Source organism: Pseudomonas sivasensis, from assembly GCF_021391435.1.
Classification (GTDB): domain Bacteria; phylum Pseudomonadota; class Gammaproteobacteria; order Pseudomonadales; family Pseudomonadaceae; genus Aquipseudomonas; species Aquipseudomonas sivasensis.
Genome location: NZ_CP090029.1, coordinates 1,122,044 through 1,138,457, shown reverse-complemented (window position 1 = coordinate 1,138,457; position 16,414 = coordinate 1,122,044). Strand labels below are relative to the sequence as shown.

15 protein-coding genes are annotated in these 16,414 nt (G+C 56.2%); 7 read left to right on the top strand and 8 right to left on the bottom strand.

Annotation, left to right across the window (positions count from 1 at the left end):
• Positions 1-56: 56 nt before the first annotated feature.
• From LRO94_RS05015 to LRO94_RS04990, 6 genes are all read right to left on the bottom strand, one after another.
• A complete protein-coding gene (locus tag LRO94_RS05015) occupies positions 57-317 on the bottom strand; it encodes a hypothetical protein (protein WP_122764732.1) in 261 nt (86 codons plus the stop codon).
• A gap of 96 nt (positions 318-413) precedes the next feature.
• Positions 414-659 carry a hypothetical protein gene (locus LRO94_RS05010; protein ID WP_032886224.1) on the bottom strand — a complete coding sequence of 82 codons (246 nt, stop codon included), beginning with the start codon at positions 657-659 and terminating at the stop codon, positions 414-416.
• 308 nt (positions 660-967) lie between these two features.
• Positions 968-2,167 (bottom strand): MFS transporter, encoded by a 1,200-nt coding sequence (locus tag LRO94_RS05005; RefSeq protein ID WP_122752407.1) that lies wholly within the window; start codon positions 2,165-2,167, stop codon positions 968-970.
• Positions 2,160-3,194, bottom strand: a complete 1,035-nt coding sequence (locus tag LRO94_RS05000) for a hypothetical protein (RefSeq protein ID WP_233896952.1) — start codon at positions 3,192-3,194, stop codon at positions 2,160-2,162. Before LRO94_RS05000 ends, LRO94_RS05005 begins: the two co-directional genes overlap by 8 nt.
• A 27-nt stretch (positions 3,195-3,221) precedes the next feature.
• Positions 3,222-4,595, bottom strand: coding sequence for a DUF6002 family protein (locus tag LRO94_RS04995; protein ID WP_233896950.1), 1,374 nt, complete (start codon positions 4,593-4,595; stop codon positions 3,222-3,224).
• 247 nt (positions 4,596-4,842) lie between these two features.
• Entirely contained in the window at positions 4,843-6,426 is a 1,584-nt protein-coding gene (locus tag LRO94_RS04990; protein ID WP_032886221.1) for a peptide chain release factor 3, read from the bottom strand.
• A 331-nt stretch (positions 6,427-6,757) separates the two neighbouring features.
• Between LRO94_RS04990 and LRO94_RS04985 the strand changes: the two genes are divergently transcribed.
• From LRO94_RS04985 to LRO94_RS04960, 6 genes are all read left to right on the top strand, one after another.
• Positions 6,758-7,474 carry an ABC transporter permease gene (locus tag LRO94_RS04985; RefSeq protein WP_032886220.1) on the top strand — a complete coding sequence of 239 codons (717 nt, stop codon included), beginning with the start codon at positions 6,758-6,760 and terminating at the stop codon, positions 7,472-7,474.
• Between the two features lie 20 nt (positions 7,475-7,494).
• Positions 7,495-8,388 carry a glycine betaine ABC transporter substrate-binding protein gene (locus tag LRO94_RS04980; RefSeq protein ID WP_032886219.1) on the top strand — a complete coding sequence of 298 codons (894 nt, stop codon included), beginning with the start codon at positions 7,495-7,497 and terminating at the stop codon, positions 8,386-8,388.
• A 12-nt stretch (positions 8,389-8,400) separates the two neighbouring features.
• The gene (locus LRO94_RS04975) at positions 8,401-9,054 is read left to right on the top strand and encodes an ABC transporter permease (RefSeq protein ID WP_027604864.1); all 654 of its coding nucleotides are present in this window, start codon (positions 8,401-8,403) and stop codon (positions 9,052-9,054) included.
• Positions 9,051-10,208, top strand: a complete 1,158-nt coding sequence (locus LRO94_RS04970) for an osmoprotectant ABC transporter ATP-binding protein OsmV (protein ID WP_032886218.1) — start codon at positions 9,051-9,053, stop codon at positions 10,206-10,208. Before LRO94_RS04975 ends, LRO94_RS04970 begins: the two co-directional genes overlap by 4 nt.
• A 231-nt stretch (positions 10,209-10,439) precedes the next feature.
• Complete coding sequence (locus LRO94_RS04965; RefSeq protein WP_179179521.1) at positions 10,440-10,787, top strand: hypothetical protein; 348 nt, start codon at positions 10,440-10,442, stop codon at positions 10,785-10,787.
• A 419-nt stretch (positions 10,788-11,206) separates the two neighbouring features.
• The gene (locus LRO94_RS04960; RefSeq protein ID WP_032886216.1) at positions 11,207-12,370 is read left to right on the top strand and encodes a type III PLP-dependent enzyme; all 1,164 of its coding nucleotides are present in this window, start codon (positions 11,207-11,209) and stop codon (positions 12,368-12,370) included.
• A 49-nt stretch (positions 12,371-12,419) separates the two neighbouring features.
• Here LRO94_RS04960 and LRO94_RS04955 read toward each other — a convergent pair whose 3' ends face one another.
• Entirely contained in the window at positions 12,420-13,169 is a 750-nt protein-coding gene (locus LRO94_RS04955) for a tetratricopeptide repeat protein (RefSeq protein ID WP_032886215.1), read from the bottom strand.
• A 2-nt stretch (positions 13,170-13,171) separates the two neighbouring features.
• On the bottom strand, positions 13,172-13,852 hold the full coding sequence (locus LRO94_RS04950) for a Fe2+-dependent dioxygenase (RefSeq protein WP_032886214.1): 681 nt from the start codon (positions 13,850-13,852) through the stop codon (positions 13,172-13,174).
• A gap of 205 nt (positions 13,853-14,057) precedes the next feature.
• On the opposite strand from LRO94_RS04950, the gene LRO94_RS04945 reads away from it, so the two are divergent.
• Positions 14,058-16,361, top strand: coding sequence for a TonB-dependent receptor (locus LRO94_RS04945; protein ID WP_179179522.1), 2,304 nt, complete (start codon positions 14,058-14,060; stop codon positions 16,359-16,361).
• The last annotated feature ends 53 nt before the right edge of the window (positions 16,362-16,414 follow it).

Here is a 16,414-nt window from a genome sequence, read left to right as displayed (position 1 = left end):
TTGAGTTCTACAGCCCTTCCCGCCAGGTTGCGCATCAGCCTGGCAGGAGGGGTTTTTTATGTCTGGCTGTCGCCTTCATCGTCCGGGTCATCGCTGTCCGGATCGTCGGTGGTGGAGTCTTCATCATCCTTGCTGCCGCCTTGGTCTTGATCACCCGGTTCAGCCTCGGACTTGGCCAGTTGCAGATCCTGCGCACTGTGCACCGCCGACAGCGCCACACCGCCCTGCGCCGGGTTATGCGCCCAGGCCGTCGACATCCCCAACGACAACAGCACCAGCACCTTTATCAACAACACTACGCGTTGAAAAATACTCATGGTTGATTCCGTCCAGTCAGTAGGTGAATCCCGCGCGGCAGCTGTTCAGCCCCGCCAGCGTTGACGCTAGCCGCGATACGGTGTTTGCGCCAGGGCTCAGGTGTCGCCGTCGTCGTAGGTTTCGCTGTCTTCGCCTTCGTTGTAAGGGTTTTCCGCATCCTCCTTGGGCGCAGGCTGGGCTTGCGGCTGCCAACTGCCGGAGTTGACCTCGTTTTGCTTCTTCTTGGTGACAGGGCCGGTGTCCTTCCACTGCGGCGCTCCTGCGCCCGCCAGTGCCGGAAGGGCCGTCAGCCCCAGAGCGGCCAGCAACACCAAGGGGATGGCGCGTTGAACATTTCGCACGGTGGTCTCCTTTACAGTCGGTGGGTAAACGCTAGACCCGATGCAGGCTTCTCGCCAATCCCATGCCTGTTGAAAGCAAAAATGTGGGAGGGGGCTTGCCCCCGATAGCGTAGTGTCAGCCCCGAATGTACTGGCTGACACACTGCTATCGGGGGCAAGCCCCCTCCCACATTTGTTTTGCAACGCCCAAGAAGAAGGGCGAAGCCATCACAGCTTCGCCCTTCTTCTTACCGCTCAGACCTTAATGGTGCTCGCGAGTAGCCCGGAATTTCACATCCGGCCAACGCGCCTCCATAAATGCCAGGAGTCTATAAGGGTTCGGGTTCGAAACGAGTAGCTTGATAGATAAAGGGCATTGAACACATTGCCAATGTAGCTGTTACCACCCAAATGCTATGCCCACCGAACAAACCGTAAATTTGTCCGCCCAATGCCGGACCAAAAACGGCACTGGCACTCCAGCAAACAGAAAAAAGCCCGAAGTAATGCCCGCTTTTACCAGATTGCGCAAACTGCATAACAAGTACGCTTAGGGTCGGCAAAAATAGAATTTCGCCAAGCGTCCAAAGTGCAGTTGATATAAAAACATAAAATGGATCAGAGCCAAAAGGCAACATACTTAGCCCAACAGCAAGCAGCAGACTGCCGGTTAAAATCTGGCGACGAGCCCCCCAGCGCTCAGTCCAGTGAGAAATTGGAATTTGCAGTACCACAATCAACCCAGCATTCAATGCAAATTGCCATCCTATAAAGTCCGCACCGAGGTGATAGTAGTCGATCAAGTAATTCCCAAGCATGCTGTAGATCGGTTCAAAGGCAAGTCCAAGTAAAACGCTGGCCGCCAATAGCCAGAGAAAAGATCGGTCTCTGTAGGGCTTTTGGGAAGTCTTATTGAAGTCGTCTGGAACACACGACACTTCTACAGTTCTATGTAAAATCGAATAGGCAAACCACAGAAGCCCAGAAAACATCACCGCAGCACTGACAAAAAACAACCATCGAAAGTCGATTTGTGCCAATGCACCGCCCATCACCCCTGCAACCGCCATTCCTAAATTCGCTGCGACGCGATTCAATGCCTGGGCCCGAGGCCTTTCCATCACATCACAATATTCCATGATTAAACGTTGGTGCAGTGTTCGAACGGCCCCATCAAATACACCGCCTAATACCAGAAGCCCAGCAAGCACATACATATTCGTACTAAGCCCCAAGAGAACCAGTACGATGCCACATCCGAATAAAAGTATTAGAGTAAGTTTTGCGCAAGGGACATGATCACTTAATAAGCCCCCACCCAACGAACCTACTAAAAGGCCGACACCATAACCCGACAACAACCAGCCGACCCATTCAATAGGCAAACCCAGAATTTGACGGAGATACAGCGCCATAAACAGCTTGACCATGGCGCTCACTCGATTAATAAAAATCAGTGATGCAAGCACCCAAGCCACTTGACTGAAATAATGATTAAGTCGAGAGGCAAAGAAATTAAACCTAACCATATAGCGAATCCAAATCCCGAAACACCGCCCCATCTATTCCGCTTGACTCGAACGGAATATCTAAGCGCGCAACATTATTTGCATCGTAAAAATATAGCGCCTTTAACGACTTACACCCAGCCTCTATTAACAGAGGGTTATTTATTAAAAAATACCTGACTGAGGGGCTAAGTGCTGCCATCCGAATAAGCAAACGCCAATCACCGAAATTATTTTCCGGAATAACAGCTCTCGTACCAAACCGTTTTTTATATTGAAACGTCCCCTTAGTCAGAAATGGCTCGCACCCCTGAAAATCAACATAGTCAATAGCTGAACTATTCGCCGCCCACTCTATAATTGAGTGATAAACAAAGTTTTGAGAGCCGTTAACCCGATAAGTACCGCTCCCATTTTTAACTCCGATTAGCCGAGCATTTAGTATCCGACCAGACTTATCAATTTGAGAAACGCTTCCCGCGACCCACTCCTTGGCATCGTATATCCGAAACAACACGCCTTGTTTGAACAAGCGAGCGTATGCTTCTTTTTCCTCGACGCTACGCGCCAGATCTCCATAGCGACTCTTCATCGTTGGCAAATGCATCGAGTGATAAAACTCAAAAAAATCATGATCTTCAAACGAAACATTGTAATGAAATCCCTGAGCGACACATTGCTCTCGCCGCTTACCCTCTCTCTTAGACAGCTGGCTCTTTATGTCATCCCAGGGTCCAGACACATCAACCGCCTGATGGATACGACTTACCCCCACAACATCACTGTCCAGCGCAAAGTGGCTAATGATCGTCTTAGGGGCCATTAGACATAACATCTCGCTTTTGACTATTTGCAGAAAGCATTCAAGCTCCCTCCATTCAAAAGCGCCTTGACGGACTACAGATGAACGTTCGAAAAAACGCTCTTCTATAAACGGCGCAATATAGACCAACCCCTCTCTGACACCCACATATGTAATTTCAGCCTCTTCACCTAATACAGAGTATCCCTTGACAACGCGAAAATGGCATAACTTATCTACCGACATACTCACAACCCAACTTTATGATTAACGCTAGCGAAAAAACGCCAGCATTTCTTCAGCAGTGTTTATATAAGTCAAACCATTTGCAGCGATGCGTTTATAATCCTGACATGAGTAGGAGCCAGAAGCATGTATGGTACATCCGTTACTCGGCGTTAATAATCCACGATCAATTGCATTCAAACACCCGCAGAGCGCCATGACTAATGACCACTCCTTAAGATCCCGAGGGTCTGAGGGTAGCTTCACCGGGGTATTCGCTAATAATTGCACGCACTCGCTATAACGCTGCAAGCATTCATGAAGAGATACAACAATACCTGAACCGCCGCCTTCTCTTATTGCTGCAGTCATCTCATCAGCAGTAGTAGGCTGATGTGTATAAAAAGTTGGTTCAAGGACCTCACTTGGACTCCAAGTCGTAGCAGGGAAATGTGGGGATGCTGATTGCCCCCATAGTCCGCCGACCAAACGTGAATAGCGAGGCGTAGACGTTCCTGAAAAATCACCATCCAGCATGTGGAGTACCATGTCACTTGTAGCCAAATGCTGGACCAATAGAAATGATGGCGATGCTACAGCGTGTTTGTTTTCCCTTAAAAATTTTACCCCTGACAAATAGCCTAAGAGTCCATATGCGCTTGAGACTGCATGCACATGTACTGTTTTTCTGCCCACATCCCAAGCGTCTCCGTATTCGAAGTCAAAAAAAGCTCGGGTTTGGTCAGAAAAGCGGTAGTTTTCAAGGCGTAGCGAATGCCATAACTTTAAGTCGCTGATCCCTGCCTTAGAAAACGCCCCCTTAAAATCCTGACCGATCACCTTCACTCGTTCTGGCGAGTCCGTATCTAGCACGAAAATTGGATTTAGAGCACGAAGCCTCGGGTTGTCATATAGTTCTGTAGATCTAAGTTTTTCGACAGTTTGGGCTGGGGTCAGTGTAATAATCCTCAGTTGTGTTTCATCAACCAATTTTGCCTGCAGGGCACGCAGTACAGCGTCGCGCAATGCTATTGCCTTATTTCCCGAGGAAGGTGAAAACAGTAAAATCCTCTCCCCTGTTTTCTGGATATGACAGATAGCGCGAGCAACTATCAGGGTCGATGCAAGTGTTTTCGTTGTTTGTGTATTTGGATTTCCTCTCAGATCAAGTAAGCGTAGTGGTACGTCCCTATACGCTCCAAGCTCAAAAAACTGCGCTGTCGCTACTGAAAGAAATTGGCGCATAGGCTCATTTAATAACGGCAGTTCCATTGAAGGTTCGAACCCGCCATTAGAGCCAGGCGATTCAAAACCGGCAGAACTTTGTGAAAGTAAATCATAGTAGCGTTCTAGAACAGCGACCCTTTCATTGACTCTTCCTTCCACGCTTCTTAACGCCGCTGCCGGGTTAGCATTATCCATCTGTAGTTACTCCATAAAATAGGGTAGCGCGACATGGAAGCTAGACGTAGGAAAAACCCTTGTCATCATGAAAATCAAGACGAACAAAGAAATAGAATAGAGCTACTTATATGAAGGATTTGGACTACTGCTTTATAAGAAAAAACCACAGATAAATATTTAGAAAACCACTATGGCACTCATCGGGAGGTCCCACAAAAAAGGGCGAAGCCATCACAGCTTCGCCCTTCTTCTTACCGCACAGACCTTAATGGTGCTCGCGAGTAGCCCGGAATTTCACATCCGGCCAACGCTCTTCCATCAGCGCCAGGTTGACCCGTGTCGGCGCCAGGTAGGTCAGGTGACCACCGCCGTCGACCGCCAGGTTTTCCACAGCCTTGTTGGAGAACTCTTCCAACTTCTTCTTATCGCTGCAATCGATCCAGCGCGCGGAGTACACGGTGATTGGCTCGTAGGAGCATTCGACCTTGTATTCCTCTTTCAAGCGGCTGGCGACCACATCGAACTGCAGCACACCGACGGCCCCGAGGATGATGTCGTTGCTGCGCTCGGGGAAGAACACCTGGGTGGCGCCCTCTTCCGCCAGTTGCTGCAGGCCTTGGCGCAGTTGCTTGGATTTCAGCGGGTCACGCAGGCGTACGCGGCGGAACAGTTCCGGGGCGAAGTGCGGGATACCGGTGAAGCCCAGCGCTTCGCCTTCGGTGAAGGTGTCGCCAATCTGGATGGTGCCGTGGTTGTGCAGGCCGATGATGTCGCCGGCGTAAGCCTCTTCGAGTTGTTCACGCTCGGAGGAGAAGAACGTCAGGGCGTCGCCGATGCGTACGTCCTTGCCGGTGCGCACGTGGCGCATCTTCATGCCTTTTTCGTATTTGCCGGAGCAGATGCGCATGAAGGCGATACGGTCGCGGTGTTTCGGGTCCATGTTCGCCTGGATCTTGAACACGAAACCGGTGAATTTTTCTTCGACCGGCTCAACCGTGCGCTCGTTGGCGACACGGGCCAAAGGCTTCGGCGCCCAGTCCACGACGGCGTCGAGTACATGGTCGACACCGAAGTTGCCCAACGCGGTACCGAAGAACACCGGAGTCAGTTGGCCGTCGAGGAATTCCTGCTGATTGAACTCATGGCAGGCGCCCTGCACCAGTTCCAACTGGTCGACAAAACGGTCGTACTCGTCACCCAGATGGGCGCGGGCTTCGTCCGAGTCGAGTTTCTCGATGATCTTGGTTTCGGTGCGTTCGTGACCGTGGCCGGCGGTGTAGACAATGATGTAGTCATCCGCCAAGTGGTACACGCCCTTGAAGTCGCGGTAGCAACCAATCGGCCAGGTGATCGGCGCGGCCTTGATCTTCAGGACTGCTTCGATTTCATCCAACAGCTCGATCGGGTCGCGGATATCGCGGTCGAGTTTGTTGATGAAGCTGACGATAGGTGTATCGCGCAGGCGGCATACGTCCATCAACGCGATGGTCCGTGGCTCAACGCCCTTACCGCCGTCGAGGACCATCAAGGCCGAGTCCACCGCAGTCAGGGTGCGGTAAGTGTCTTCGGAGAAGTCTTCGTGGCCCGGGGTGTCGAGCAGGTTGACCATGTGGTCGCGATACGGGAATTGCATGACCGACGTGGTAATGGAAATACCCCGTTGTTTCTCCATCTCCATCCAATCGGATGTCGCATGGCGGTCGGATTTGCGGGATTTCACCGTGCCGGCCACAGCGATCGCCTTGCCCATCAGCAGGAGCTTCTCGGTGATGGTGGTTTTACCGGCATCGGGGTGGGAAATAATAGCGAAAGTGCGGCGTTTCGCGACTTCGGCGGCCTGGTGGGTCATGGGAAATCGCCTGGCAGGTGAGTCAAAAAAGGGCGGCGAGTATAGCGCAAACCCCGGGGGCCGGACCACCGTTCACCCGATTGGGGGTGGCTAAATGCTGCCAAGTATGGAACCTTTTAAAAGGTAGAGACGTCCACTCCCCTGCTACCGCACTCGGAACAGGGGCTGATAAATCAGCAAGTTAGCCTGACGAGGCTGCGCTCATGGCTCGGATTGATACCGCGTTGCCGGTATGGACGAGCTGCTTTTCGCGACCACATTCGCCGACAGCCAGGAATGGCATTGCCGCTCGGAAATGTGTTCGCCGACAAAAGAAAAAAGGAGTCCGCCTGTGGCTATTCGCTATGGCAAAGGGCTGATAGGAGGAGTGGTTGTCGTCGCTCTCCTGGCCCTGCTGGTCCACTGGATCGGCATCAACACGATCGAACTGTACCGCGACGATTTGTTGTTTTACCTGCAAGCTCATTTGATCCTTGTTCTAGTGTCCATGCTGGCGGCCCTGATTGTGGGCATCCCCGCCGGTATCCTGCTCAGCCGACCGAACATGGTCGGGCGCGCAGAACGCTTCATGCAGATCTTCAACATCGGTAACACCGTCCCTCCCCTGGCCGTACTGGCCATCGCCCTCGGCGTCCTCGGCATCGGCAGTGGTCCGGCCATCTTCGCGTTGTTTCTCGCGTCCCTCCTGCCCATCGTGCGCAACACCTACGAAGGCCTGAAAAACGTTCAAGGCTCACTGAAAGAAGCGGCCACCGGCATCGGCATGACGCCTCGCCAGGTGCTGTTTCGTGTGGAATTGCCCAACGCCGTGCCGATCATCATCGGCGGCGTGCGCGTGGCGCTGGCGATCAATGTGGGTACTGCGCCGCTCGCGTTCCTGATTGGTGCAAACAGCCTCGGCAGTCTGATCTTCCCCGGCATCGCCCTGAACAATCAGCCGCAATTGCTGCTCGGCGCCGCGTGCACCGCGTTGCTGGCCTTGCTGCTTGACGGTCTGGTGACCATGGCCAGCCGCCTCTGGCTGGAACGCGGGTTGCGTCCGTCTTAAGGCTTTGCAAAGGAATTCACATGAAAAAACTGACCTTGATATTGAGCTGCGCCCTGCTGTTGGCAGGTATTGCGCAAGCCGCTGAAAAACCGGTGATCCGCATCGGCGCACGGGTGTTCACCGAACAGACCCTGCTGGCCGAAATTACTTCCCAGTACCTGCGCACCAAGGGTTACGACACCCGCGTGACCGGCGGCCTGGGCAGCAACCTGGCGCGCAGTGCCCAGGAAAGCGGGCAACTGGATCTGATCTGGGAATACACCGGCGTGTCGCTGGTGGCCTACAACCACATCGACGAGAAGCTCAACAGCGAACAGTCCTACGCTCGGGTCAAAGAACTCGACGCGAAAAAAGGCCTGGTCTGGCTCTCGCCATCGCGCTTCAGCAACACCTACGCCCTGGCACTGCCAGAGAAAGTGGCTGAAGAGCATCCTGAGATCAACAGCATCAGCGACCTCACCAAAGCCATGGCGCAAGACACCAAGGAACACCGCCTGGTGGCCCTGGACACCGAGTTCGCCAACCGCTCCGACGGCTTGGCCGGCATGGTCAAGCTGTATGACATGAACCTGACCCGCAAGAACACGCGGCAGATGGACGCCGGCCTGGTCTACACCGCCTTGCGTAATGGCCAGGTGTTTGCCGGTTTGGTCTACACCACCGACGGTCGCCTGAACGCCTTCAAGCTCAAGCTGCTGGCGGATGACATGCACTACTTCCCGGACTACACCGCAGCGCCAGTGGTGCGTCAGGAATACCTCGACAAGCACCCGCAACTGGCTGCCGAGCTCAAGCCGCTGGCCACTCTGTTCGACGACGAAACCATGCGCCAGCTGAATGCGCGGGTCGACGTCGACCATGAAAGCCCATCCGCTGTTGCCGCCGATTTCCTGCGCCAACATCCCATCAACTAAGAAGGAGAAGACATGGAATTCCTGAACGCCTTTTCCCATCTTGATTGGGCCCAAGTCCTGCACCTGACCTGGCAGCACATCACCCTGGTCGGCATCGCGGTAATTCTGGCAATTGTCGTGGGTGTGCCCCTGGGCGTGCTGATGACGCGCTTCCCGACCTTGGCTGGCCCGCTGCAAGCCAGCGCCACGGTGCTGCTGACCGTACCGTCCATCGCGCTGTTCGGCCTGCTGCTGCCGTTCTACTCCAAGTTTGGCCAGGGCCTGGGGCCGATGCCGGCGATCACCGCCGTGTTCCTCTACTCCCTGTTGCCGATCATGCGTAACACCTACTTGGCGCTGACCGGCGTCGAACCGGGCATTCGCGAGGCCGCCAAAGGCATCGGCATGACCTTCGGCCAGCGCCTGCGCATGGTCGAACTGCCCATCGCCGTGCCGGTGATCCTCGCCGGTGTGCGCACCGCCGTGGTGATGAACATTGGCGTCATGACCATCGCCGCCACCATCGGCGCCGGTGGCCTGGGTGTACTTATTCTGGCTTCCATCAGCCGCAGCGACATGTCGATGCTGATCGTTGGCGCCGTGCTGGTCAGTCTCCTGGCCATCTTCGCCGACCTGCTTCTGCAATGGCTGCAACGCTCGCTGACTCCAAAAGGACTGCTCAAATGATCGAACTTCAAAACCTGACCAAGACTTTTCAAAGCAACGGCAAAACTGTTTCGGCCGTGAACGACGTAAGCCTGACCGTCAACGAAGGCGAGATTTGCGTATTCCTCGGCCCTTCGGGCTGCGGCAAGAGCACCACGCTGAAAATGATCAACCGCCTGATCAAGCCGACCTCGGGCAAGATCCTGATCAACGGCGAAGACACCACCGACCTCGACGAAGTGACACTGCGTCGCAACATCGGCTATGTGATCCAGCAGATCGGCCTGTTCCCGAACATGACCATCGAGGAAAACATCGTGGTCGTGCCCAAGCTGCTCGGCTGGGACAAGCAAAAATGCCACGACCGCGCCCGCGAGTTGATGAGCATGATCAAGCTGGAGCCTAAGCAGTATCTGCACCGCTACCCGCGTGAACTGTCGGGCGGCCAGCAACAGCGGATCGGCGTGATTCGCGCACTGGCGGCCGATGCGCCGTTGTTGCTGATGGATGAGCCGTTCGGCGCGGTCGACCCGATCAACCGCGAGATGATCCAGAACGAGTTCTTTGAGATGCAACGCGCGCTGAACAAGACCGTAATCATGGTCAGCCACGACATCGACGAAGCCATCAAACTGGGTGACAAGATCGCGATCTTCCGCGCCGGCAAGCTGCTGCAGATCGACCATCCGGATACGCTGCTGGCGCACCCGGCCGATGAGTTCGTCAGCAACTTCGTGGGCCAGGACAGCACCCTCAAGCGCCTGCTGCTGGTGAAGGCCGAAGACGCGGCGGACAACGCCCCGTCGGTGAGCCCGGAAACCCCGGTGGCCGATGCCCTGGAGCTGATGGACGAAACCGACCGCCGCTATGTGGTCGTCACCTGCGCCGAGAACAAAGCGCTGGGTTATGTACGACGTCGCGACCTGCACCGTCAGACCGGCACTTGTGGCCAGTACCTGCGCGAATTCAACGCCACGGCGGCGTATGACGAGCACTTGCGCATCCTGTTGTCGCGTATGTACGAGTTCAACCGTTCGTGGCTGCCGGTGATGGATGCCGAGCGGGTGTTCCTGGGTGAAGTGACCCAGGAGTCGATTGCCGAGTACCTGAGCTCCGGTAAGTCCCGTGGGGGCAAGACCAGTATCGTTTCGCCGGCTGAGACAGCCTTGAGCTGATGCACAGTTAGACCCATTCACGCTGAAACGGCCCATCACTGTTCGAGTTTTCCACAAACCCGGCAGTGCATGAGCCGAGTCAGGACGCGATAAGCCGCGCAAATCTCATTCTAACTAAGCCTTAAAGACTGTCAGAACTCACAGGTTCCAAGGATTCAGGAATAGGTTCCAATGCGCCTCGACACATCGAAACGCTCTTGCACCTAACGTCTTGAACCTACGAGGCTCCCTATGAGTACGAAAGAATCGGCCACTCCAATCTCCGGGGAAAAACCCCGGGCCCCAGCGGCAATGATCATCGGTGGAATCGCTGATCCACAGCGTGTCAAACAAGGCAACGACTTCACATTGACGATCGCTGCCCAGCTCGTGGACGAACGCGGCACCGCGATTCCAAACGTCACCACAACCTGGAGTACAAGCACATCAGGGGCCAGCTTCGCATCAGGCCCGGGGCCATTGAACGGTACGCTGACGGTAAGGAATGTACAGAGCACTACAAACGTTTCATTTATCGTTTCCACGGCTCAATACCCGAACATTAAGAAGACCCATAGCTTCACCCTGATTCCGTTCTGACGTTTTGTTGGCTGATTGCCCCACGCTGATAGCCTTCGTGGCGAAGGCACTTACTCCTTCGCCACGAAAGCGCTGAATCCCCTTCAATTTTCCCCTTTTGGGGAACATCAATCCGTCACACCTGTCGGTTACATAAGTAGCTGCACGCCATCGCGCGACGAACGCGTGCAAAAACGCGACATTTTTAGTTGATCTCAAGCCCCTCACGCCCTAAAGTTCGCGCCGAACGTCCATGCTGGAAACGATCCATCCGGCTCAAGTACTGACGACGAGACAGCAAGGCCAAGGGACGCAGTTGATCCCATGGCCTTTTTGCTTTCGGCGACATGCCTTGGGAAGTAGGCGAACCAAAGTGGGGATACGGAGGACGTTCATTTGCACCCATTGCTAATTTTAGTTTGCCCTTAGGAGTTCCCAGCATGTCGATCAACGTCGAAGATTATTTCGCGCGCGCCACTTTTGACAAAATGAAGGCGTTCGCCGACAAGCAAGAAACCCCGTTCGTGGTAATCGACACCGCCATGATCAGCCAGGCCTACGATGACCTGCGCGCCGGTTTCGAATTCGCCAAGGTGTATTACGCGGTCAAGGCCAACCCAGCTGTCGAGATCATCGACCTGTTGAAAGACAAGGGTTCGAGCTTCGACATCGCCTCGATCTATGAGCTGGACAAGGTCATGGACCGTGGCGTCAGCGCCGACCGTATCAGCTACGGCAACACCATCAAGAAATCCAAGGACATCCGCTACTTCTACGAGAAGGGCGTGCGCCTGTTCTCCACCGACTCCGAAGCCGACCTGCGCAATATCGCCAAGGCCGCGCCGGGTTCGAAAGTGTATGTGCGCATCCTCACCGAAGGCTCGACCACCGCTGACTGGCCTCTGTCGCGCAAGTTCGGCTGCCAGACCGACATGGCCATGGACCTGCTGATCCTCGCCCGTGACCTGGGCCTGGTGCCGTACGGTATCTCGTTCCACGTAGGCTCCCAGCAGCGCGACATCAGCGTGTGGGACGCGGCAATCGCCAAGGTCAAAGTGATCTTCGAGCGCCTGAAGGAAGAAGACAACATCCACCTCAAGCTGATCAACATGGGCGGCGGCTTCCCGGCCAACTACATCACCCGCACCAACAGCCTGGAAACCTACGCTGAAGAAATCATCCGCTTCCTCAAGGAAGACTTCGGCGACGACCTGCCGGAAATCATCCTGGAGCCAGGCCGTTCGTTGATCGCCAACGCCGGTATCCTGGTCAGCGAAGTGGTGTTGGTTGCACGTAAGTCCCGTACCGCCGTCGAGCGTTGGGTGTACACGGATGTGGGCAAGTTCTCCGGCCTGATCGAAACCATGGACGAAGCCATCAAGTTCCCGATCTGGACCGAGAAGAAAGGCGAGATGGAAGAAGTGGTCATCGCCGGCCCAACCTGTGACAGCGCCGACATCATGTACGAAAACTACAAGTACGGCCTGCCGCTGAACCTGGCCATCGGTGATCGTTTGTACTGGTTGTCGACCGGTGCCTACACCACCAGCTACAGCGCAGTTGAGTTCAATGGCTTTCCGCCGCTGAAGTCGTTCTACGTGTAAGTAGCCGGCCAATAAAAAACCCATGACGTGTCATGGGTTTTTTTATGCCTCAGCAAAGGCTCGTAGCGCGCTCTTGATAGGCCTGCGCCATGGCACGAATCCGCGGATCGCTGGCCGCAGCCAGCGCCTCGTGCGCTACCCGCAAAAACTTCAGGTTCCCGCCGGCCAGTGCTTTCTGCAACCACTCCAAGGCGAGCTCGATCTGGCCTCTGTCGGCCAACACCGCCGCATAACTGAACTGCCCGCGAAAATCCCCGCCTTCGGCTGAGCGGCGGTACCACTCAACGGCTGCATCCAGGTCCTTCGGGCAAAACTGGCCTTCTTCCAGGTAGCGCCCCAGCAGGTTCATCGACTTGGCGTGCCCCTGCTCCGCCGCCTGGCGATAACGCATCAGTGCTTGCTGCTGATCTTCAGCAACACCACGGCCGGTCGCCAGTAAGTTGGCGTAGTTGTACTGCCCCCAATCCAATCCGGCCTGCGCCGCCAAGCGGTACTCCCGCACCGCCGCCGCTTCATCGACGGCACAGCCCCAGCCATGCTCAAGGCAACGCCCGGCCATATTACGGGCCATCAAATGCCCTCTCTGAGCCGCGATGCGGAACCAGCGCAATGCCAGCGCTTCATCGCGTGCAATGCCGCGTCCCTCCAGCAGGATTTGCCCGAGCAAGGCCTGGGCGTCCACCACACCTTCCTTCGCTGCGATCAGAATCGCCTGGGCGGCGCGTACCGGTGAGTCGTCGAGCATGCCTTGCAGTTGTTCGACGTTGAGCACCTCTTCGCGGCGCAATAGGAAGCCCATGCTCAGACCTCTACCCAGCGACGCAGCAGGTTGTGATAGGTGCCGGTGAGCTGAATCAGCGCGGGATGATCGGGCACGTCGCGGGTCAGTTGCTGGATCGCGCCGTCCATCTCGAACAGCAACGTGCGCTGGCTGTCTTCGCGCACCAGGCTTTGGGTCCAGAAGAACGAGGCATAGCGCGCGCCACGGGTTACGGCGTTGACTTTGTGAAGGCTGGAGCCGGGGTACAGCACCATGTCGCCGGCGGGCAACTTGACCCGTTGCAGACCGAAAGTGTCCTGGATCTCCAGTTCGCCGCCGTCGTATTCATCCGGGTCGCTGAAAAACAGCGTGGATGAAAGGTCGGTGCGCACCCGCTCGTGACTGCCTTTAGGCTGACGCACGGCGTTGTCGATATGGAAGTCGAAACTGCCACCGGCGGTGTAGCAGTTCAGCAACGGAGGGAACACCTTGTGTGGTAACGCCGCTGACATGAACAGAGGGTTTTGCCACAAACGTTCGAGCATCGCCGCGCCGATTTCCTTGGCCAGCGGGTGGCCTTCGGGCAATTGCAGATTGTGTTTGGCTTTGGCGGACTGATGCCCAGCGGTAATTTTTCCGTCGGCCCAATCGGCACTTTCCAGGGCTTGGCGGATGCGCTGCACTTCCTCGCGAGAGAACAGGCCGGGAATGTGCAGCAGCATGGGGCAATACCTGTAGGCAGAGAGGCGCCAATGGTATTGATTCTTATCCGCCCTGTAAAACGCCATGACGGACGAGTCCGTAAAAACCGTAAGCAAAAAGTGTAAAGAATGTAAATTCAGCGCAATTAGCAATGTATCGCAATTGATATGAATACTTGTTCACCCTATATTCCGCGGCCTCACATCCTTGGGGAAAGGACACGTCATGTCGCGCACTACGCTAAAAACAACTGCCAGTTCACCGCGTTTGCTGGCCTCGGCCATCGGCGTCGCCCTCGGTGCCAGTTCTGTCGCCCATATGGCGCAAGCGGCCGAAGACACAGAACAAAAAGGCCAGCGCAACAGCATCTCCCTGGGCGCCACCAGCATTACCGGGGAAGAACAGGACGCCACCTCCTACCAGGTCGAGAAAGCCTCTTCGCAGAAATACACTGCGCCTCTGGTGGACACGCCACGTTCCGTCACCGTCGTGCCGCAACAAATACTCAAGGACACCGCCGCTACCTCGTTGCAGGATGCCTTGCGCACCGTACCGGGCATTACCTTCGGCGCCGGCGAAGGCGGCAACCCTCAAGGTGACCGTCCATTCATCCGCGGCTTCGATGCCCAGGGTGACACCTACCTGGACGGTGTTCGCGACACCGGCGGCCAGAGCCGTGAGATTTTCGACATCGAGTCCATTGAAGTCAGCAAAGGCCCGAACTCCTCTTTCGGCGGTCGTGGCTCGGCCGGTGGCAGCCTCAATCTGGTGAGCAAAACCCCGCAAGCCCGGGACTTCACCAACGGCGGTTTCACCTACGGTTCCGACCAGACCCGTCGCTACGTGCTCGATGTAAACCGCCAGTTCCTCGACGACAGCGCCGCGTTCCGCCTGAACCTGATGACCCATGAGCAGAACGTGGCCGGCCGTGACGCCGTGAATTACGACCGTTGGGGCGTGGCCCCGTCGCTGACCTTTGGCCTGGGCACCCCGACCCGCGTCAACCTCAGCTACTACCACATGGAAAGCAACGACCTGCCGGATTCGGGCATTCCCTACGGCTATAGCTCGTCGACCGCCACTACCCACGGCCATGACAAGCCCACCGACGGCGGCGACAGCAATAACTTCTACGGTCTCAAGGATCGTGACTTCCGAAAGACCCGCGCCGACATCAGCACAATCTCCATTGAGCACGACCTGAACGACGACATGACGCTGAAAAACACCCTGCGCCATGGCAGCACCGACCAGGACTACGTCCTTACCCAGCCCGACGACAGCCAGCGCAACGTCAACCGTTTCGGTACCGTTTGGCGCCGCGCCAACACCCGCGTGTCGACCACCACGACCACCACCAACCAGACCGACCTGTTCGGCAACTTCCAGGCCCTGGGCTTCAAGCACAGTTACTCCACCGGTCTGGAATTCACTGGCGAAGAAACCCGCGTCAGCGGTTACACCGTCAGCCCGAACACCAACCCGACCTGTACCGTGGCCGCCGGCAGCCTGGGCGGTCAGTGCACCTCGCTGAGCAACCCGAACCCGGATGACGCCTGGACCGGCAGCATCGCGCGCAACTACAACGGCACCAACACCAAGGCCACCAGCCGCGCCGCCTACGTGTTCGACACCATTGAGCTGGACCCGAAATGGTTGCTGAACGTCGGCCTGCGCTACGACACCTTCGACACTGAAGCCAACACCAATGCCGTCCCCTCCTCGACGGTCAAAGCACGCAGCAAGGTCAAGGACGACAGCCAGTTCTTCAACTGGCAGGCCGGCCTGGTCTGGAAGCCGTTGGACAACGGCAGCATCTACACCTCCTACGCCACTTCGGCATCGCCGGCCGGCGGCCTGGTGGGTGAAGGCGTCGACAACAACGCGATCCCGACCGGTATCAACACCAGCGACCTGAAACCCGAAGAAACCGTCAACTACGAGCTGGGCACCAAGTGGGACCTGTTCCACAACCGTCTGTCCCTGGCTGCAGCGGTGTTCCGCACCGAGAAGAAAAACACCCGCATCCTGGTGGATTCCAACACCTACGAAACCGCGGGCGAGTCGCGAGTCGATGGCCTGGAACTGTCGGCCAGCGGCAAGATCACCGATCAATGGCAAGTGTTCGCCGGCTACAGCTACCTGAAAGCCGAACTGGTTGACCCAGGCAAAAACGGTAACCGCCAGGGCGTGGTCCAGGCCGGTTCCAACAAAGGCAACCAAATGCCCAACACCCCGAAGAACGCCTTCAGCCTGTGGACCACGTACGACGTATCGCCGAAGCTGACCGTCGGCGGTGGCGCGTTCTACGTCGACCAGGTTTATGGCGATGCGGCCAACACCGTGTACGTGCCGTCCTACACTCGCTACGACGCCATGGCCAGCTACAAGCTGACCAAAAACGTCGACCTGCAGTTGAATGTGCAAAACCTCACGGACAAGACTTATTACGACAAGGCCTACGCCTCGCACTTCGCCAACCAGGCGGCTGGGCGCACGGCGCTGGTGTCCACCAGCTTCCACTTCTAACCACCGCTCCACATAGCAAAAAGCCCCACGCATCGGATGCGTGGGGCTTTTGC